The following is a 19,493-nucleotide window of genomic DNA, read 5'->3' on the forward strand; positions in this document are numbered from 1 at the left end:
ACGGACCAGGACCATGCGCCCCGATCTCGCCACCGCAGCGCGCGCCGTGCTCCTCGCCCTTGTCGGCGCGGCGGCGCTGTTCGCCGTGGTGAAGGCCGGTGAGATGGCGGAGGCCCGCGTCGGCGAGCGGCTGGCCAGCGAGGCCCGCCATCGTGGCGAGATCTATGCCCAGAGTCTCGAAGGCGCCATCGAGCGGTTCGGCTATCTGCCCGCCGCCGCCGCCCTCGACATGAACGTTCGGCGCGCCCTCATCCAGCCGGACGACCCGAAGCTGATCGCCACCGTCAACGCCTATCTGGAAACCCTGAACCGCGCCGCCGGCGCCAGCGTGCTCTATCTCATCGACCCCTCGGGCATGACCATCGCCTCTTCCAACTGGAACACGCGGGAGACCTATGTGGGGGTGGACTTCAGCTATCGCCCCTATTTCACCGAGGCCATGGCGGGCCACACCGGCCGCTTCTATGCCATCGGGACGCTGACCGGCGTGCCCGGCTATTTCATCACCGCGCCGGTGATGATCGACGGCATCGTGCGCGGGGTGGTGGCCACCAAGGTCAATCTGGACGCGCTGGAGGCGGTGTGGCAGGAGGCCGCCGACCGGGTGCTGGTGACCGACGACCATGGCATCGTCTTCCTCGCCTCCGATCCCCGGTTCAAGTTCCACGCCACCCGCCCCATCGACGCCGCCACCGCGCAGGAGATGGAACAGACCCGCCAATATGGCCGCCCGGCCTATCCGCAGCTCAATCTCGGCACGGTGGAGACGGTGGGCGGCGTGCCGCTCATCGCCGCCTCGGACGTGGCGCCCCGCGGCCGTGTCATCGCCGACGACAAGGCGCTCGTCCCCTATGGATGGCACCTGCTGCTGTTCGCCGATGCCGCCCCGCTGGAGCTGGCCGGGCGCACCGCCCGCGTGGGCGTGACGCTGGGCTTCGGCGTGCTGGGCCTCATCGGCCTCTACTGGTGGCAGCACCTGCGGCGCGCCCGCGAGAGCCTTGCCGCCCGCGCGGCGCTGGAGGCCGCCCAGCGCGAGCTGGAAGCGAAGGTGGAGGCCCGGACCGCCGACCTCACCACCGCCAACGGCCAGCTCGCCGGCGAGATCGAGGAGCGCCGCCGCGCCGAGGCGGAGCTGCGCGCCGCGCAGGACGAGCTGGTGCAGGCCGCCAAGATGGCCACCCTCGGCCAGATGGCCGCCGGCATCACCCACGAGCTGAACCAGCCCCTCACCGCTTTGCGCGGCCTCGCCGACAATGCGGGCAAGCTGCTGGAGCAGGGCCGCGAGGGGGAGGCGCAGGCCAATCTCGGCCGCATCACCGCCATGGTGGACCGGCTCGGCAAGATCACCGGCCAGTTGCGCGCCTTCGCCCGCAAGTCCGGCAGCGAGACGCTGCCGGTGGACGTGTCGGCGGCGGTGGCCGAAAGCCTCGCTATCCTCGCCCCGCGTATCCGCGTGGCCGGCATCGGCGTCGAAACCAATCTCGACGCGGCGGCCGCAACCGTGCGGTTCGAGCCCATCCGCCTCAGCCAGGTGGTGGTGAACCTCGTCGGCAACGCGCTGGACGCGGTGAAGGGCCGGCCGGGCGCCTGGGTGGGCCTGTCCACCCGGCGCGAGGGCGCCCGCATCATCCTCAGCGTGGAGGACAACGGCCCCGGCTTGCCGGAGGCCACCCTCGCGCGGATCTTCGATCCCTTCTTCACCACCAAGCCGGCGGGCGAAGGGCTGGGGCTGGGCCTGCCCATCTCGCTCGCCATCGCCCGCGAGTTCGGCGCCACCCTCACCGCCCGCGCGCGGATAGGCGGCGGGCTCGGCTTCGATCTCGTCATGGAGGCGGCGGAGAGCGTGGACGCCGCCCCGCCCCAGCCGGAAAGGATGCGCCATGTGTGCTGAGCGCGCCCTCAAGTCCCCGCAGTCTTCCGCCCCCCCGCACCCGGCCGCCCGGCCCCGCGTGGTGCTGGTGGACGACGAGGAGATGATCCGCATCACCATCGAGCAGACGCTGGAACTGGCCGGCATCGCGGTCGAGACCTTCGACAGCGTGGATGCCGCCCTGCCCGCCATCGGCCGCGACTTTCCCGGCGTGGTGGTGAGCGACGTGCGCATGCCGGTGCGCGACGGCCTCGAGCTGCTGGCAGACGTGCGCCGGCGCGATCCCGAATTGCCGGTGGTGCTCATCACCGGCCATGGCGACGTGGCCATGGCGGTGAGCGCCATGCGCGAGGGCGCCTATGATTTCATCGAGAAGCCGTTCGTCTCCGACGCCTTCGTGGAGGTGGTGCGCCGCGCCCTCGACAAGCGCGCCCTCGTGATGGAGAACCGCCGCCTGCGCATGGCTCTGGACCGGGGCGAGGCGGGCGACGCCATCGAGCGCTGCCTCGTCGGTCAGTCCCCCGCCATCCGCCGGCTGCGGGACGATGTGGCTCAGCTCGCCTCCACCACTGCCGACGTGCTGGTGCTGGGCGAGACCGGTGCCGGCAAGGAGCAGGTGGCCCGCGCCCTCCACGAGGGCGGATCGCGGCGCGACAAGCCCTTCGTGGCGGTCAATTGCGGCGCCATCCCCGAAAGCATGTTCGAGAGCGAGATGTTCGGCCATGAGGCCGGCGCCTTCACCGGCGCGGGCAAGAAGCGCATCGGCAAGATCGAGCATGCCTCGGGCGGCACCCTCTTCCTCGACGAGGTGGAGAGCATGCCGCTCGCCATGCAGGTGAAGCTGCTCCGCGTGCTGCAGGATCGCAGGATCGAGCGGCTTGGCTCCAACACCGCCGTGCCGGTGGACCTGCGCGTGATCGCCGCCACCAAGGAGGACCTTTCCGCCCTCGCCGATGCCGGCCGCTTCCGCAAGGATTTGTGCTTTCGCCTCGACGTGGTGAAGCTGGTGCTGCCGCCCCTGCGCGAGCGGCGGGAGGACATTCCCCTGCTGTTCGAGCTGTTTGTGGTGCAGGCGGCCGTGAAGTACCAGCGACCGGTGACGGAGGTTCCCCCATCCCTGCGCCGCTCGCTCATGCTCGCCGACTGGCCGGGCAATGTGCGCGAATTGAAGAACGCCGCCGAGCGCCACATGCTGGGCTTCCTCGCCCCCGATTTCGCCGGCGGCGGGGCCGCGCCCCCCGGCCTCAACGAGCTTTTGGACCGGGTGGAACGCCTCGTCATCGAGGATGCGCTGAAAGCCTCGGGTCAGCGCATCTCGGCGGCGGCACAGGCCCTCAACATCCCCCGCAAGACCCTCTCCGACCGCATGAAGCGGCTCGGCCTCACGGCTGCGGAGTGAAAAGGTGCGACAGGGTGCGGTGGGAACACTCTCCCGCTTGGGGGGAGGGGGCAGGACCTCTCCGCAATCAGAGCGGAGTGGGGACGAAGACGGCAGCCCCCTCCCCACCCCTCCCCCGCATGAAGCCGGATATTTCCGGCTTCGCTCTTTGGTACCGAACTCGGCAACAGCCGAGTTCGGGCGGGAGAGGGAGCAGACCGCGCCAGGCAAAACCGTCCGTTCTGATGCTCCGGACTACCCTCAGTTCAGCCCCTCGCCCCCATGCCGTGGCGATGTGATGCCGAGGCGCCGCATGCGGCGGTGGATGGTGGTGCGGTCCACCGCGAGGGCGCGGGCCACCGCCGAGACGTTCCAGTGATGGGCAGTGAGGAGCGCCAGCAAGGCGCCGCGCTCGTCCGCGCCCGTCCCGCCTGATCCCGTCCCACCAAGTGCCGTCGGGCCGGAAAGGGCCGCGACAGGTGCCCCGTCAGCCGGGGCCGGCGCCGCGTGGCGAATGCGGTCGGGCAGGTCGTCCCAGGCGATGACGGCGTCGCCCGCCACGGCGCAGGCATAGTCCAGCGCATTGGCCAGCTCGCGGATGTTGCCGGGCCAGGCATAGGCATGGAGCGCCGCCCGCGCCTCTCCCGAAAGCTCGAACGGCACCCGCAGCACCCCGCCCCGCTCGGCCAGAAAGCGCGCCACCAGCCAGTCCAGATCCGCCCGCTGGCGCAGGGCCGGCAAAGTGAGCACGCCGCCGCTGAGGCGGAAATACAGATCCTCGCGGAACCGCCCCGCCTTTACCTCGGCGATGAGATCGCGGTGGGTGGCGGCGATGACGCGGATGTTCACCGGCACCGGACGGGTGCGGCCGATGGGCGTCACCTCGCGCTCGGCCAGCACCCGCAAAAGACGGGTCTGGAGGGTGAGGGGCATGTCGCCGATCTCGTCGAGGAACAGCGTGCCGCCGTCCGCCTCCATGACGAGGCCGCGCTTGCCCTTGGCGGCGGCGCCGGTGAAGGCGCCCGGCTCGTAGCCGAACAATTCGCCCTCGATCAGCGTCTCCGGCAGCGCCGCGCAGTTCACCGGCACGAACGGCTTGCCGGCGCGCCCGCTGGCGGCATGGATGGCCTTGGCCAGATGCTCCTTGCCGGTGCCGGTCTCGCCGCAGATGAGCAGGCTCATCTGGGTGTTGACGAGCTTGGCCGCCCGCGCCGCCACCTCCAGCATGGCGCCATCGCCACGGGTGAGGGACTCCAAAGGCTTGGGCAGGGCCGGCGCGGGGGCGAGGGGCGAGGGTGAGGCGATCCGCGCCGGCGGCTGCTGGGCCTGCGCGAACAGGGGCGTGCCGGAAAGCGCGAGGCGCACCATGCGCTGCGACGCCGGCCGCGACGGCATGAGGCGCGGCAGGTCGTCCACCTGGAGATCGAAGAATTCGGACAGGGGCCGCCCCGCCAGCGGACGCCCGTCGGCCAAAGCGGGGCGGCATTCCAGCTCGCGCAGCATCAGCTGGCGGGTGCGGTTGTTGAAGCCGAGGATGCGGCCCGATCCGTCCACCGCCAGCACATAGGCCGGGTCCACGTCGGCGAATTCCGGCGAGGGGGCGAGCTTCACGATCCATTCGCGGCGGAAGCGGTTGAGCAGGTGCGCCGTCTCGATCTTGTGGGCGACGGATTTGACGAACTGGAGCGCCAGATACTGGCTCTCCTTGGGCTGCGGCGAATGCAGCGCCGAGATGTCCAGCACCGCCGCCAGCGCGCCGCTGGGATCGAACACCGGGGCCGCCGTGCAGGTGAGCGGGATGTGGGTGGCGTCGAAATGGTCGGACTGGTGCACCACCAGCGCCTCGCCGGTGGCGATGCAGGTGCCCACCGCGCAGGTGCCGGCGTTGGGCTCGTTCCAGTCGGCGCCGAGATAGAGGCCGGCGCGCATGAGGTTGCTGTCGAAGGTGGGATCGCCGATGAAATCCACCGTGATGCCCTTGGCATCGGTGAGCAGCAGCACGTAGCCGAGCCCCGCCACCTCGCGATAGAGCGTCTCCACCCCGAAGCGCGCGGTGTGCAGGAACTCGTCCATGGCCTCCTGATGCTCGCGCAGGCGGGCATGGGTGACGATGCACGGGTCGCGCAGCACCACCGGGTCGAGGTTGTGCTCGGTGACGCAGCGCCGCCACGACGCCTCGATGATGGCATCGCGGCGCGAACCCTGCCCGCTCGCCGCGCGCACCAGCTCATCGATGTGCGCGGCCTGCTCCAGCTTCATGACGATCCTCCCAGACCGTTCCTTTTGCCGGAAGTCTCGCCCTGATCGGCGGCGGCGGCAAGGGGGCGGGACGTGCGCCGGCGCGGGCTCCTTCAAGTCGTGCCGCAGCGCAGGCGATCCAAGGCCAAGTTGAGGCTGCAACACCTGTGGCATTCGCCGCTACACCCTGTGGCATGCGCGCAGCAGTGGCGCGCCGATGTTGCAATGCAATACGCAAGCCATGCCAAGCTTTTTCAGAAATTCTCGCACTTGGCCCGCCGCTTGCTCAAGTCCATCGAAAGCAAAAACAACGAGCCAAAGCAAAATCAACGGAGAGGACGCCCGATCACGCTCCCGCACCGGAAATCCCGGTGTGAGCCGGGACCACCCGCCCTCCCCGTCCCTCAGGAGGAGACGAGCATGCCTGAACCGACGCCAAGCGCTTTGTCCAACAATCCCATCCCGCTGCCGAAGGACCAGCTCCTCGAAGCCTATCGCACCATGCGCACCATCCGCGATTTCGAGGAGCGGCTGCATGTGGAGTTCGCCAAGGGCGACATCCCCGGCTTCGTGCACCTGTATGCCGGCGAGGAGGCCTGCGCCACCGGCGTCATGATGCACCTCACCGACATCGACCGCATCGCCTCCACCCATCGCGGCCACGGCCACTGCATCGCCAAGGGCGTGGACGTGGGGGAGATGATGGCCGAGATCTACGGCAAGGAGACCGGCTCCTGCCGCGGCAAGGGCGGCTCCATGCACATCGCCGACCTCTCCAAAGGCATGATGGGCGCCAACGGCATCCTCGGCGCCGGCGCGCCTTTGATCTGCGGCGCCGGGCTCGCGGCCAAGTTCCGCGGCGACGGCGGCGTCGGCATCACCTTCTTCGGCGATGGCGCGGCCAATCAGGGCACGGTGCTGGAGAGCATGAACCTTGCCGCCATCTGGAACCTGCCGGTGATCTTCGTCATCGAGAACAACGGCTATGCGGAGGCCACCTCCGTCACCTACGCCACGGCGGTGGACTCTTACGTGGACCGCGCGACCGGCTTCGGCCTGCCGGCGGTGAGCGTGGACGGCACCGATTTCTTCGCCGTGCACAAGGCGGCCGGCGACCTCATCGCCAAGGCGCGGGGGGGCGGCGGCCCGGCGGTGCTGGAATGCAAGATGAGCCGTTTCTTCGGCCATTTCGAGGGCGACAGCCAGACCTACAAGGCCAAGGGCGAGAACGAGTTCAACCGCGCCAACCGCGATTGCCTGAAGATCTTCGCCGATCGCGTCACCGCCGCCGGCGTGGTGAGCGAGGCCGAGATCGCCCTCCTCGACCGGGAGGTGGCGAGCCTCATCGACGACGCGGTCACCTCCGCCAAGGCGGCGCCCTTGCCCGCGGCGCGCGACCTGCTCAGCGACGTCTACGTCTCCTACTGATCAATCAAGATAATCCGGAAGGAAACACCATGGCTCGCAAGTTGAGCTTCAAGATGGCCATCAATGAAGCCCTTGATCTTGAGATGCGCCGCGACCCCAGCGTCATCCTGCTCGGCGAGGATATCGTCGGCGGCTCCGGCGCGCCGGGGGAAAAGGATGCCTGGGGCGGCGTGCTCGGCGTCACCAAGGGGCTTTATGCCAAGCACGGCAACCGCCTGCTGGACACGCCTTTGTCGGAGAGCGCCTATATCGGCGCGGCGGTGGGCGCGGCGGCCTGCGGCATGCGCCCGGTGGCGGAACTCATGTTCCTCGATTTCATGGGCGTGTGCTTCGACCAGATCCTGAACCAGGCGGCGAAGTTCCGCTACATGTTCGGCGGCAAGGCGACGACCCCGGTGGTCATCCGCGCCATGGTGGGGGCAGGCTTTCGCGCCGCCGCCCAGCATTCGCAGATGCTCACCCCCATGTTCACCCATGTGCCGGGGCTGAAGGTGGTGTGCCCCTCCAATGCCTATGACGCCAAGGGCCTGCTGATCCAGTCCATCCGCGACGACGATCCGGTGATCTTCTGCGAGCACAAGAACCTGTACGGCCATGAGGTGGACGTGCCCACGGAGGCCTATGCCATCCCGTTCGGCGAGGCCAATGTGGTGCGCGACGGCAAGGACGTGACCATCGTCAGCTACGGCCTCACCGTCCACCGCGCCATGGATGCGGCCGCCGCCCTCTCGCGCCAGCACGGCATCGAGGCGGAGGTGATCGACCTGCGCACCCTCTCGCCCATCGACTGGGACACGGTGATCGAGAGCGTGGAGAACACCGGCCGCCTGGTGGTGGTGGACGAGGCCCATCCCCGCTGCTCCATCGCCACCGACGTTGCCGCCTACGTGGCGCAGCAGGCCTTCGGCGCGCTGAAAGCCGCCCCGCAGATGGTGACGGCGCCGCACACGCCGGTGCCGTTCTCACCCACGCTGGAGGACCTCTACATCCCCACCGCCGAAGCCATCGCCGGCGCGGTGCTGAGGACGGTCCCGCACGCTTTGGCGGCGTGAGGGGCTGCGCCTCCACCTCACACAAGACGACCCCCTCTCCCGCTTGCGGGGGAGGGTTGGGGTGGGGGCAGAGGCGCCGGGGCAGAACACCACCGGCGGGAAAGCAGAGAGGGCCTGCCCCCTCCCTGCCCTCCCCCGCCTGAACTCGGCTGTTGCCGAGTTCAGCTCCTAAGGACCCAAGCCGGAAACATCCGGCTTCGGGCGGGAGAGGGTTCTCCGGCTCTCATAAGCGGAGACCGGACCCCTCCACCCCACGCCGGCCCGCCCCCTCTCCCGCCTGCGGGGGAGGGTTGGGGTGGGGGCAAAGCGCCGGGGACAAAGCACCACCGGGCGGACATGCGGAGGGGGCCTGCCCCCTCCCTGCCCTCCCCCGCAAGCGGGAGAGGGTTCCGCCGGCTCTCGCTGGCGCGCACGTGCCCCACTCCGCCCCGCCGCATCCACCGAAACCGAAACCCGTGAGACGCCCCATCCGTCTCCCAAAAACCCTTTGAGGAACCCCCATGCTGGACACCCGCATCAAGCCCATCGTCATGCCCAAGTGGGGCCTGTCCATGTCGGAGGGCAAGGTCACGGGCTGGCTCAAGCCGCCCGGCACGAAGATCTCCGTCGGCGATGAAATCCTCGAGGTGGAGACCGACAAGATCGCCGGCGTGGTGGAAGCGGGCGATGCCGGCATCCTGCGCCGGGCCATCGGCGCCCGCGATACCGTCTATCCGGTGAAAGCCCTCATCGGCGTCATCGCCGACGAGGAGGTGAGTGACGACGAGATCGACGCCTTCGTCGCCGGTTATGCCGCCCCCGCCGAGGAGGACGGCGCGGCGGAGGAGAGCGGGCCGAAATACGAGTTCGCCGACACCTCCTTCGGCCGCCTGCGCTATGCCAGGCGCGGCGATGGCGCCCGTGCGGTGGTGCTCATCCACGGCTTCGGCGGCGACCTCGACAACTGGCTGTTCAATATCGACGCCTTGGCCGGCTCCGCCACGGTCTATGCCCTCGACCTGCCGGGCCACGGACAATCGGACAAGGCCATAGGCGAGGCAAGCCTTGGCTGGCTGTCGGGTGCCGTGCTCGCCTTCATGGACCAGACCGGGGTCGAGACCGCCCACTTGGTCGGCCATTCCATGGGCGGGGCCGTGGCCATGCGCACCGCGCTGGACCAGCCGGCGCGGGTCGCCTCCCTCGGCCTCATCGGCTCGGCCGGGCTCGGGGCCGAGATCAACAGCGGCTATACGGACGGCTTCGTCGCCGGATCGTCCCGCCGCGACATGAAGCCGGTGCTGGAACAGCTCTTCCATGATCCCGGCACGGTCACCCGCCAGCTGGTGGAAGACATCCTGAAGTACAAGCGCATCGACGGGGTGGATGACGCCTTGCGGGCGCTCTCGGAAAACCTGTTCCCCGCCAGCCGCCAGAACGAAATCCTTGCCGACCAGATGAAGGCGGCGGAGGTGCCGGTGCTGGTGGTCTTTGGCGCCAGCGACAAGGTGATCCCCCCCGCCCATGCCGAGGCTCTCGGGGACCGGGCCAGGGCGGAAGTGCTCGGCGAGGCCGGGCACATGGTGCAGATGGAAAAGGCGAACAAGGTCAACGAGCTGCTGCTCGACCACATCGGCCGCTGACCAACCCGGCATCCCGCGCCGCCGCAGGCCGGACCGCCCCACCGGGCGGCCCAAAGGACCGAGCGCGGCCAATCATAAACAAGGAGGAACCATGCCCAGCCTGAAGGACAAGAGCATCGTCATCACCGGCGCGGCCGGCGGCATCGGCGCCGCCATCGCAAAGGCGCTCGCGGCGGACGGCGGCCGCATCACCGTGGCCGACCTCTCCGAGGCGGCCGCCCGCACCGTGGCGGGGGAAATCACAGCCGCCGGAGGCACCGCCATCGCGGTTGCGGTGGACGTGCGGCAGCGGGCCCAGGTGCGCGCCCTCATCGACCAGGCCGTGGCCGCCCATGGCCGGCTCGACGTGCTGTTCAACAATGCCGGCGTCGCGCAGACCCGGCCTTTCCTCGACATCACGGAAGAAGACTGGCGCTTCGTCACCGACGTGAACGCCCTCGGCGTGCTCATCGGCATGCAGGAGGCCATCAAGACGTTCAAGGCGCAGGGGGGCGGCGGCAAGATCGTCAACACCGCCTCCATCGCCGCCAAGCAGGGCTATGAGCCGCTGGCCCATTATTGCGCCAGCAAGTTCGCCGTGGTGGCCCTGACCCAGGCGGCGGCCCGCGCCTTCGGCAAGGAGCAGATCACCGTCAACGCCTTCTGCCCCGGCGTGGTCGCTACCGACATGTGGAAGACCATCGACAAGGGCTTCCGCGACAGCGGCCTCACCAGCCACGACAACGAGGCGTTCGACACCTTCGCCGCCGGCGCCGTGCTGGGCCGGCCCTCCACCCCGGCCGACCTCGTGGGGGTGGCGCGCTTCCTCGCCTCTTCCGCCTCCGACTTCATGACCGGCCAGTCCCTGCTGGTGGACGGCGGCATGGTCTTCACCTGAGCGGGAGAGAAACGATGAGCGAGCAGTCGATATCGAACGAGCTGAAGTCCATGAACCTTCGGTTTGCCACCCTCGGCAAAGCCTTGCCGCAGGCCATGGGCGCGTTCCGCAACCTGATGTCGGAGGCGTCGAAGTCCGGGAACCTTTCGACCAGGGTCAAGGAGCTGATGGCGCTGGCCATCGCCGTCCACAAGGGCTGCGGCGATTGCATTTTATTCCATGTTTCCAATGCCAAGAGCCATGGCGCCAGCCGCGAGGAGCTGGCCGAGACGCTGGCCGTCGCCATCGAGATGGGCGGCGGCCCCGCCGCCGTCTACGCCGGCAAGGCCCTGGCCGCCTACGACGCCCTAACCAACGATAAATGAAGGAGAAACGCCCATGAAGGCCGCCCGTTTCCACGCCCGCCGCGACGTGCGCGTCGAAGATATCCCCGCCCCTCCCGACCAGCCGGGTCCGCGCCAAGTCCTTGTCAAAAATAGGTTTTGTGGCATCTGCGGCACCGATCTGCACGAATATGCCGCAGGACCCATCTTCATCCCCACCCAGCCCCACCCCTACACCGGCGCCAAGGCCCCCCAGATCCTCGGCCATGAGTACGGTGGAACCGTTGTGGCTGTTGGATCTTCGGTCACCAACGTGGCGGTTGGCGACCGCGTCTCGGTGCAGCCCATGGTGTCCCCGAGGGATGATTATTTCGGCCAGCGCGGCCTCTACCAATTGAGCGAGAGCCTCGCCATCATCGGCCTCGCCTGGCCGTGGGGCGGCATGGCGGAATACTCGCTTGTCAATGATTACAACGTGTTCCGGGTGCCCGACAGCGTCAGCGACGCGCAGGCCGCCCTCATCGAGCCCACCGCAGTCACCGTCTATGCGGCCGAGCGCGGCGGCGTGAAGCCCGGCGACAGCGTCCTCGTCACCGGCGCCGGCCCCATCGGCCAATTGCAGGTGCTGGCGGCGCGGGCGGCCGGCGCGACCCGGATTTTCCTTAGCGATACCAATGATAACCGCCTCGCGATGGCGCGGCAGATCCTGCCCGATGTCATCACCCTGAACCCCCGCTCGGACAAGGTGCCGGAGGCCATCCGCGACCAGACCGAGGGCGGCGTGGGCGTGGACGTGGCGCTGGAATGCGTGGGCGCCGAGGCGGCGCTTGGCACCTGCATCGAGGCGGTGCGCCGGCAAGGCGTGGTGGTGCAGGTGGGCCTCCATGTGGGCAAGCCCGCCGTGGATGGATTCACCATCACCTTCAAGGACATCGATGTGCGCGGCTCGTGGTGCTACTCGACGCTGATGTGGCCGCGTGTCGCCGCCCTCATCGGCAGCGGCATCCTGCCGGCGGAGAAGGTGGTGACCCGCCGCATCCGCCTCGACGAGGTGGTGGAAAACGGCTTCGAGGCCCTGCTCAGCCCCGCCGGAACCGAACTGAAGATCCTCATTGATCTTCAGTGAGAGATGCGCTGGCCGGGGTGCCTCATCCCACTCCGTCAAGCGCTTGGCCCGGCGGGGGTGGTTCACCGGCCCCCGCCGGGTGGCCCCCTGGCTAGCCGCAGCGATCCACCTCGCATAAGCTTTCGTATCCGGAATGACGGTAACGACGGCGGCGGGAGCCCATGTTCGACGCGGTGATCATCGGCGGGGGGCCAGCGGGAGCGTCATGCGCCCTGTGGCTGAAGATGCTCGGCTTCCGCCCCTGCATCATCGAGCGAAGGCAGGTTTTGGGCGGCCTGCAGAACGATAATCCCTATCCGAACAAATGGATGGCCCCGGTCCGCGACAAGACCGGGTTCGAGGTCGCCGCCGACATCCATCGCCACGTGATGGAGCACGACATCGTCTGCCGCCTCGGCGAATCCGTCACCGCGCTGGAGGTGGTGGAGGGCGGCTTCCGCATCACCACCGCGGGCGGCGAGACGCTGCTCGGGCGCGCCTGCGTGCTGGCCTCGGGGGTCCGGCCGGTGAAGGGCGGCTTCACGGAATCCCACGAGGTGATCATCGGTCCCGGCCGCACCATGTTCAACGCGGCTTTCGAGCGGCAGTCCGTCGCCATCCTCGGCGGCGGCGACAATGCCTTCGAGAACTACATCTTCGTGCGCAAGCGCGGGGCGGACCGCATCACCCTCTACGCCCGCACCATCCGCGCCCGGCGGGAGTTCCTGGAAAAGGTGCCCCCGGCGGACGTGCGCATCGGCACCTATCCGGTGGCGCCCGAAATCCCCGAAGTGGCGGGCCGGCGTTTCGACCGCATCGTGGTGCTGTACGGCTGGGAGCCCTACCTGCCCTATGCCCGGCACCTCGACCTTGCCCGCGACCCGCGCGGCTTCGTCGAGACGAGCGCGGATTGCGAGACATCCATTCCCGACCTCTACGCCATCGGCGAGATCGCCCAGCGCATGCATCCGTGCTGTGCCACCTCCATGGCGGACGGGGTGGTGGCGGCGAAGGCCATCCAGCGAACGCTGGAGCAGGACGCCGTCGCCCGCTTCGCCGAGCGGGTACGCCGGGCTGCCGCCTCCGATCCCGTTCGGGGATAGGAGCCGGCTTCAGCGCGCCGGAGCGGGCATGCCAAGGCTTTGGAACGTGGCCGGATCGTTTCTCAAGGGAGCGCCGGTCGTCACCGGCGCGGCGAGCGCCGCCGCCACCTCGGGCCGCCTCAGGAGGGCGGCGGCAGCCTCGAACACCGCTCCGGGGGCCGCATCGGTGCGGATGGGCTGCTGCGGGAGATCGGCCACCACCCGTGCCGGACGGGGGGACAGCACGACGATGCGATCGGCGAGGCGCACCGCCTCGGTGATGTCGTGGGTGACGAAGAGGGCCGCCGCCCCCGCCCCTTCCACCTCGGCCCGCAGCAGGGCCTGAAGATCGCCGCGCAGGCCCACGTCGAGGGCGGAGAAGGGCTCGTCCATCAGCACCAGGTCCGGCCTCAGCGCGAAGGCGCGGGCGATGGCGACGCGCTGCTGCATGCCGCCGGAGAGCTGCGCCGGCCGCTTGCCGAAATCGGCGATGCTCAGGCCAAGGCGCCGCAGGATCACCTCGGCCGTCGCCCGGCGCTCCGCCCTCGCCATCCCAAGCGCCTTGAGGCCGAAGGCGGCGTTGTCGCGCGCGTCAGCCCACGGCATGAGCCGGGGATCCTGGAACACCATGGCGGTGCGCGCAAAGCGGTTGGCCACGCGCCCGCCCTGTACTGCCTCGACACCGGCGGCGAGGCGCAGCAGGCTGGTCTTGCCGCAGCCGGAGGGACCGAGCAGCACCACCAGTTCACCGGGCTTCACCGTGAGATCAATGCCAGCCAGCACCGGCACACTGCCGAACGCAAGATGCAGCCCCTCAAGCGCCAGCATGTTCAGGCCTCCGACGGGACGCCGGCGCGGCCGGCGCGCGAAGCCCGCCAGCCGCGCAGGGGCGCCAGCAGCAGGGCATCGGCCACCAGCAGCACGACAACCGCGAGCACGATCCACGCCATGGTGGCAGCGAGATCGAAATGGGCGCGCGCGGTGGCAAGGCCGCCCCCGACTCCATCGGCACCGCTGAGCACTTCCGCCATCACCGCCACCTTGAAGGAGAAGGCGAGCGCCGTGGCCAGCGCCGGCAACAGGAAGTCGGCCAGCGCCGGCAGCACAAGATCTGTGAGGCGCTGGAACGGCGGCGCGCGATAGAGCAGCGCCATTTCGGTGAGGGCCGGATCGCGACTGGCGACCCCCTCCAGCGCGGCGAGGAAGAGGATGGGCGCGGCGGTGATCGCCACGGTGAAGCCCGCCGCCGCGCCGCCGGGGCCGAACCACAGCAGCGCCAGCACCACCCAGGCGATGGGCGGCGTGCCCAGCAGCGCCGTGAACACCGGGCGGGACATGGCCCCCACCGGCAACACCAACCCACCGGCAATGCCCAGCACCAGCCCAACCGCGCCGCCCGCAAGGCACCCGCCGAGGGCGTGGACAAGGGTGGCAAGGAGTGCCGGGCCGGCGACCCCGCTTACCACCAGGTGAAGCATGGCCTGCCAAGTGTCCTGGAGGCTCGGCAGCACGAAGGGGCCGAACGCGGTGGCGCCCCATTGCCACGCGAGGGCGAGGAGGCCAAGGCCCGCCGCCGTCCACGCAGCACGCGCGGCGGTTCCGCGAAAGCCGGGGCGGGCCATGGGGGCCTCAGAAATTCATATAAAAGCTGTCGGGCGGCAGCTTGCCGGCCAGCGCATCGGGCTCGAAGGCGAGCAACGTTTCGTAAAAGGCGATGAGGCCGGCCTTCTGCTTCGCCGCCGGCTCCGCCACCACGTTGAAGTGGTCGAGGGCGTTGGCGAACATGTGGGCCTTCACATCCATCTTTTGCTCGGCGAGCTGGCCCGCCTCCGGCTTATTGGCCATCACCCAGTCGCGGGCACCGGGCAGGCCGGCGCCGAGCGCCGCGATCAGCTCCGGGCTCTGCTCGATCAGGCGCTCGTGCACGGCGATGCCGGCCATGGGCAGGCCTAGGCCCTTGTGCTGCGCCTTCCAGTCCTCCTGCAGGCTGATGGCGCGGTTGAGGACGCGGCCCTCCTTCTTCGCCATCATGATGGCCGCGGTGGCCGGCGGCTCGGAGAGGATGGCGGTGGTGGCGCGCCCGGCGGCCAGCATCTGCGCCGCCTCCATGGGGGTGCGCACATAGGTGATGGTCATGTCCTTGTCCGGGTCCATGCCATAGCCCTTGGCAATGGAGCGGAAGACGAGGTCGGGCATGTCGTTCTTGAAGAAACCGACCAGCGACTTCCCCGCGAGGTCCTTGAACGACTTGATGCTTTCGTCCCCCGAGACCACGAACAGGTGGCCCATGGACAGGATGGCGAACAGCTTCAGCGGCAGGCCGCGATTGGCAAGGTTCGCCGGCACATGGGTGGGCGTGGTGAACAGGCTGCTGCGCCCGGAGACGATGGCGGCGCGCAACTCGTCCGTGTCGCGCCACAGGCGGAACGACGCGCCGGGCGCCACCTGATCGAGCGCGCCGGACTGGATGAGGCGCAGCAGCACGATGGTGGAGCCATTGGGCGCGCCAAGAATTTCGAGCCCCTGCGCCGGGGCCGCCAACGCCGGCAGCGGCGGCAGGGCGAGGGCCCCGGCGGAGCCTGCGAGCGCACCGAGAAGCGTGCGCCGATTGAGCAATCCGTTCATGGAAAAATCCCCCGGACAATGCTGCCGCCAAAACGTGAGGCGGCGCCTAACCTATATTCCATGAGATATAATAAGTCGCGGCGTCGACCAAGCCGCCTTTCGCTCCGGCAAGGCAGCCTTGGTGACGCAGCCGCACGGTTTCTCGCCGAGCCACGCTCGCGCAGTGCCCGCTTGTGCGTGGGCTGATCGGTTGCATCGTGTCGCGCCGGCGACGCAGCCCTTGGCGGGACGCGCCGCACACGGCAAGATCGCGCCGCGGGTGGGAGCCTGCAGGCGAGAGCTTGCGGGCGGGAGCGTGGGGAATGGGCATGACGACAAGAAGCGGTCAATCAGCCGGTGGAAGCAGCCCGGCACGCGGCGTGTGGTCGGCCCTCGCGGCGCTGGCGATCCTCGCCGCCGTTGCGGCTCCCGCAGGCGCCCAGACCCTGGACCGGGTGGCGGGCGGCGAAGCCTTCCGCATCGGCTACCGCCAGTTCGCCCCACCCTATTCCTACGCTGCCGCCAACGGCCAGCCCTCCGGCTATATCGTGGACCTGTGCCGCGAGGTGGCGGACGGCGTGAAGCGGACGCTGAAGCTGCCGGCCCTGAAGGTGGAATATGTGAAGGTCACCGCCGAGGACCGCTTCGAGGCGGTACGCGACGGCCGCATCGACATCCTGTGCGAGCCTTCCTCCATGACCATGTCGCGGCGGGCGCTGGTGGATTTCTCCCTGCCCACCTTCCTCGACGGGGCTGGCGTCGTCACCCGCGGCGCGCCGGTGAAGGGGCTGGAGGACCTCAAGGGCAAGAAGGTGGGCGTGCTGCGCGGCACCACCACCGAGGAGACCCTGCGCTCCACCCTCGGCCAGATGCGCATCGCCGCCGACATCGTCACCGTCACCGACCATCCTGATGGACTAAAGCAGCTCGCCGACGGCAAGCTCGACGCCTATTTCGGCGATCGTGGCATCCTCAACTACCTGATCGCCAACAGCCCGGCCGGCAACCGTCTCAGCCTCTCCGACCAGTATTTCACCTTCGAGACCTACGCCCTCGCCTTGCCGCGCGGCGACCAGGCGTTCCGCCTGGTGGTGGATGCCACGCTGGCGGATCTCTACCGCACCGAGCGCATCCGCGACATCTATGCCAAGAGCTTCGGCAAGTTCCCGCCGGACCAGTTCCTCAACGCGCTCTTCGTCATCAACGGCGTGCCGAAATAGCGCGTCGAGCCGACGGATCAGTTTCCCCTGAGGCATATTTGTTGCAGGAGAAGAGGTCCCTGCCCCGGACAGAGCGTGGAGACCGCCATGGCTTACGTGCATCGCATCGGCGCGAAATCCTTCGTCTTCGCGGACCTGAAGGAGCTGATGGCCAAGGCGACGCCGCCGCGCTCCGGCGACATGCTCGCCGGCATCGCGGCTGCCACGGCCGAGGAGAACGTGGCCGCCAAGATGTGCCTTGCCGAGGTGCCGCTGAAGGCGTTCCTCTCCGAAGCGCTCGTGCCCTACGAGACCGACGAGGTCACCCGCCTCATCCTCGACAGCCACGATGGCGCCGCCTTCGCCCCAGTGTCTGCCATGACGGTAGGCGATTTCCGCGATTTCCTGCTGTCCCATGAGGCAACGTCGCAGGTCCTCTGCGACCTGGCACCGGGCCTGACCCCGGAGATGGTGGCCGCCGTCTCCAAGATCATGCGCAACCAGGACCTCATCCTCGTGGCGAAGAAGTGCCGGGTGGTCACGCGCTTCCGCAACACCATCGGCCTGCCCGGCACCATGGCCGTGCGCCTCCAGCCCAACCACCCCACGGACGATGCCGCTGGCGTCTCCGCCGCCATCCTCGACGGCCTGCTCTATGGCTGCGGCGACGCGGTGATCGGCATTAATCCCGCCTCCGACAGCCTGCCCGTCATCGACCGCCTGCTGAAGCTGATGGACGAGGTCATCACCCGCTTCGAGATCCCCACCCAGAGCTGCGTGCTGACCCACGTGACCACCTCCATCGGCCTGATGGAGCGCGGCGCGCCGGTGGACCTGGTGTTCCAGTCCATCGCCGGGACCCAAGGGGCCAACCGCTCCTTCGGCATCGACCTCAAGGTGCTCGCCGAGGGCGCCGACGCCGCCCGCGCGCTGAAGCGCGGCACGGTGGGCCAGAACGCCATGTATTTCGAGACCGGCCAGGGCTCGGCCCTCTCCGCCGGCGAACATCACGGCGTCGACCAGCAAACGCTGGAAGCCCGCGCCTATGGGGTGGCCCGCGCCTTCAACCCACTGCTGGTGAACACTGTGGTCGGCTTCATCGGGCCGGAATATCTTTATGACGGCAAGCAGATCATCCGCGCCGGCTTGGAAGATCATTTCTGCGGCAAGCTGCTCGGCGTGCCGCTGGGGGTGGATGTCTGCTACACCAACCACGCCGAAGCCGACCAGGACGACATGGACACCCTGCTCACCCTGCTGGGCGCGGCAGGCGTCACTTACATCATGGGCATTCCCGGCGCGGATGACGTGATGCTGAACTATCAGTCCACCTCCTTCCACGATGCGCTCTACATCCGCGAACTGCTGGGGCTGAAGCGCGCGCCGGAGTTCGAGGCGTGGCTGGAGCGCATGGACATCACCGCCCCCGGCGGCCGCCTGCTGCCCGCTGATGCGCGCCATCCGCTCCTGGGCTACGTGGCCGGGCGCGCGGCATGATCGCGCGTGATCCCTGGGCGGCCTTCTCCCGCCACACCCCGGCGCGCATCGCCCTCGGCCGCACTGGGGCCAGCCTGCCCACGGACGAGGTGCTGCGCTTCGCCCTGGCCCACGCCCAGGCCCGCGACGCGGTGCATACGCCGTTCGATGCGGATGGCGTTGCTGCCGAAGTGGAGAGCCTCGGCTTTGCCACCCTGCGGGTGTCCAGCGCGGCGCCAGCGCGGGACATCTATCTGCGCCGCCCGGACCTCGGCCGTCGCCTGTCGGATGAGAGCCGTGCCACGCTGGCGGCGGCGGCGGGCGATCCGGTAGATCTGGCGCTGGTGGTGGCGGACGGGCTCTCCTCCGCCGCCATCCATGCCCAGACGAAGCCCTTTCTTGCCGCCTTCAAGCCCTTCATCGCCCAGCAGGGCTGGCGCCTTTCGCCCGTGGTCATCGCCTCCGGCGCGCGGGTGGCTCTGGGGGACGAGGTGGGCGCACTGCTGAAGGCGCGGGCCTGCGTGCTGCTGGTGGGGGAGCGGCCGGGCCTGTCCTCGCCCGACAGCCTCGGCCTCTACCTTACCTTCGATCCGCAGGTCGGCCGCACCGATGCTGAGCGCAACTGCATCTCAAACGTGCGCCCCGATGGCCTGAGCTTCGCCGACGCCGCCTTCAAGCTCGCCTGGCACATCCGCGAAGCGCTCCGGCGCCGGATCACCGGTGTGGACCTGAAGGACGAAAGCGACCTGCTGCTCGAACAGGGCCGCGCGCCGAAACTACTCGACGCCGGCTGACCGCAGGCTCGCCCCCGGCCTTTGCGTGAAAATGGCCCGCCCAGATGGATGGCGGGCCGCCGGCGCCTCACACCTGCTCGGCCGAGACCACGCGGAAGGTGTGCATCTCGTCGTCTTCCCGGACGGAAATATACTCACCCACCTCGAAACGCTCGTCGCCGAAGCGATAGCCGGCCTCGTCGTCTTCCGTGCCGTGAATATCATAGCGGAAGGCCCAGCTTCCGCCGGGACGGCGCACCAAATGGCCTACCTCATCCGCCTCGTCGGGGCGGAACCGGACCACGCGGCACGCCTCGCGGTGCTTGGCCCACAAGGCGGGATCAATACGCCCCGCCTCGTTTAAGGGCGCCACGAAGCTGTAGCCGAAATTGCGCAAGCCATCAGGATGGCCCTTCTCACGGGCAAGCTCCATGCGGATCTGACGGAAGCCGTGCGGCAACTGGGACAT

General features: G+C 69.1%; 17 protein-coding genes. 12 read left to right on the forward strand and 5 right to left on the reverse strand.

The annotated features are described in order from the left end of the window. The first annotated feature begins 13 nt into the window (after positions 1-13). The gene (locus FBQ73_RS00350; protein WP_138397545.1) at positions 14-1,891 is read left to right on the forward strand and encodes a sensor histidine kinase; all 1,878 of its coding nucleotides are present in this window, start codon (positions 14-16) and stop codon (positions 1,889-1,891) included. Beyond that, positions 1,881-3,269, forward strand: a complete 1,389-nt coding sequence (locus FBQ73_RS00355) for a sigma-54-dependent transcriptional regulator (protein WP_138397546.1) — start codon at positions 1,881-1,883, stop codon at positions 3,267-3,269. Before FBQ73_RS00350 ends, FBQ73_RS00355 begins: the two co-directional genes overlap by 11 nt. Positions 3,270-3,509: 240 nt before the next feature. On the opposite strand, the gene FBQ73_RS00360 is transcribed toward FBQ73_RS00355, so the two are convergent. Beyond that, entirely contained in the window at positions 3,510-5,507 is a 1,998-nt protein-coding gene (locus tag FBQ73_RS00360; RefSeq protein ID WP_138397547.1) for a sigma-54-dependent Fis family transcriptional regulator, read from the reverse strand. A 399-nt stretch (positions 5,508-5,906) separates the two neighbouring features. On the opposite strand from FBQ73_RS00360, the gene FBQ73_RS00365 reads away from it, so the two are divergent. The 7 genes from FBQ73_RS00365 to FBQ73_RS00395 all read left to right on the forward strand — a co-directional run bounded on the left by FBQ73_RS00365 (position 5,907) and on the right by FBQ73_RS00395 (position 12,993). After that, a complete protein-coding gene (locus FBQ73_RS00365; protein ID WP_210236624.1) occupies positions 5,907-6,914 on the forward strand; it encodes a thiamine pyrophosphate-dependent dehydrogenase E1 component subunit alpha in 1,008 nt (335 codons plus the stop codon). 29 nt (positions 6,915-6,943) lie between these two features. Further along, complete coding sequence (locus tag FBQ73_RS00370; protein ID WP_138397548.1) at positions 6,944-7,966, forward strand: alpha-ketoacid dehydrogenase subunit beta; 1,023 nt, start codon at positions 6,944-6,946, stop codon at positions 7,964-7,966. Positions 7,967-8,466: 500 nt separating this feature from the next. Next, positions 8,467-9,585 carry an acetoin dehydrogenase dihydrolipoyllysine-residue acetyltransferase subunit gene (locus FBQ73_RS00375; RefSeq protein WP_210236625.1) on the forward strand — a complete coding sequence of 373 codons (1,119 nt, stop codon included), beginning with the start codon at positions 8,467-8,469 and terminating at the stop codon, positions 9,583-9,585. A 91-nt stretch (positions 9,586-9,676) separates the two neighbouring features. Next, a complete protein-coding gene (locus FBQ73_RS00380; RefSeq protein WP_138397549.1) occupies positions 9,677-10,462 on the forward strand; it encodes a glucose 1-dehydrogenase in 786 nt (261 codons plus the stop codon). Positions 10,463-10,476: 14 nt separating this feature from the next. Next, positions 10,477-10,827, forward strand: coding sequence for a carboxymuconolactone decarboxylase family protein (locus FBQ73_RS00385; RefSeq protein WP_138397550.1), 351 nt, complete (start codon positions 10,477-10,479; stop codon positions 10,825-10,827). A gap of 13 nt (positions 10,828-10,840) precedes the next feature. Further along, the gene (locus FBQ73_RS00390) at positions 10,841-11,911 is read left to right on the forward strand and encodes a 2,3-butanediol dehydrogenase (RefSeq protein ID WP_138397551.1); all 1,071 of its coding nucleotides are present in this window, start codon (positions 10,841-10,843) and stop codon (positions 11,909-11,911) included. 161 nt (positions 11,912-12,072) lie between these two features. After that, the gene (locus FBQ73_RS00395) at positions 12,073-12,993 is read left to right on the forward strand and encodes an NAD(P)/FAD-dependent oxidoreductase (RefSeq protein WP_138397552.1); all 921 of its coding nucleotides are present in this window, start codon (positions 12,073-12,075) and stop codon (positions 12,991-12,993) included. Positions 12,994-13,002: 9 nt separating this feature from the next. Here the strand turns inward: FBQ73_RS00395 and FBQ73_RS00400 are convergent, their stop codons facing one another. The 3 genes from FBQ73_RS00400 to FBQ73_RS00410 are packed head-to-tail and all read right to left on the reverse strand — an operon-like array spanning position 13,003 to position 15,597. After that, positions 13,003-13,800, reverse strand: coding sequence for an ABC transporter ATP-binding protein (locus FBQ73_RS00400; protein WP_138397553.1), 798 nt, complete (start codon positions 13,798-13,800; stop codon positions 13,003-13,005). Between the two features lie 2 nt (positions 13,801-13,802). Next, positions 13,803-14,594 carry an ABC transporter permease gene (locus FBQ73_RS00405; RefSeq protein WP_138397554.1) on the reverse strand — a complete coding sequence of 264 codons (792 nt, stop codon included), beginning with the start codon at positions 14,592-14,594 and terminating at the stop codon, positions 13,803-13,805. Positions 14,595-14,601: 7 nt separating this feature from the next. Continuing rightward, entirely contained in the window at positions 14,602-15,597 is a 996-nt protein-coding gene (locus tag FBQ73_RS00410; RefSeq protein ID WP_138397555.1) for an ABC transporter substrate-binding protein, read from the reverse strand. A 308-nt stretch (positions 15,598-15,905) separates the two neighbouring features. Here FBQ73_RS00410 and FBQ73_RS00415 point away from each other — a divergent pair, with 308 nt between their 5' ends. The 3 genes from FBQ73_RS00415 to eutC all read left to right on the forward strand — a co-directional run bounded on the left by FBQ73_RS00415 (position 15,906) and on the right by eutC (position 19,045). Beyond that, a complete protein-coding gene (locus FBQ73_RS00415) occupies positions 15,906-16,796 on the forward strand; it encodes an amino acid ABC transporter substrate-binding protein (protein WP_170218684.1) in 891 nt (296 codons plus the stop codon). 87 nt (positions 16,797-16,883) lie between these two features. Further along, on the forward strand, positions 16,884-18,272 hold the full coding sequence (locus tag FBQ73_RS00420) for an ethanolamine ammonia-lyase subunit EutB (protein WP_138397557.1): 1,389 nt from the start codon (positions 16,884-16,886) through the stop codon (positions 18,270-18,272). Further along, a complete protein-coding gene (gene eutC / locus FBQ73_RS00425) occupies positions 18,269-19,045 on the forward strand; it encodes an ethanolamine ammonia-lyase subunit EutC (protein ID WP_138397558.1) in 777 nt (258 codons plus the stop codon). Before FBQ73_RS00420 ends, eutC begins: the two co-directional genes overlap by 4 nt. A gap of 67 nt (positions 19,046-19,112) precedes the next feature. Here eutC and FBQ73_RS00430 read toward each other — a convergent pair whose 3' ends face one another. Continuing rightward, on the reverse strand, positions 19,113-19,493 hold the full coding sequence (locus FBQ73_RS00430) for a hypothetical protein (RefSeq protein WP_138397559.1): 381 nt from the start codon (positions 19,491-19,493) through the stop codon (positions 19,113-19,115).

The sequence above is a fragment of the Xanthobacter autotrophicus genome (assembly GCF_005871085.1).
GTDB lineage: Bacteria > Pseudomonadota > Alphaproteobacteria > Rhizobiales > Xanthobacteraceae > Xanthobacter > Xanthobacter autotrophicus.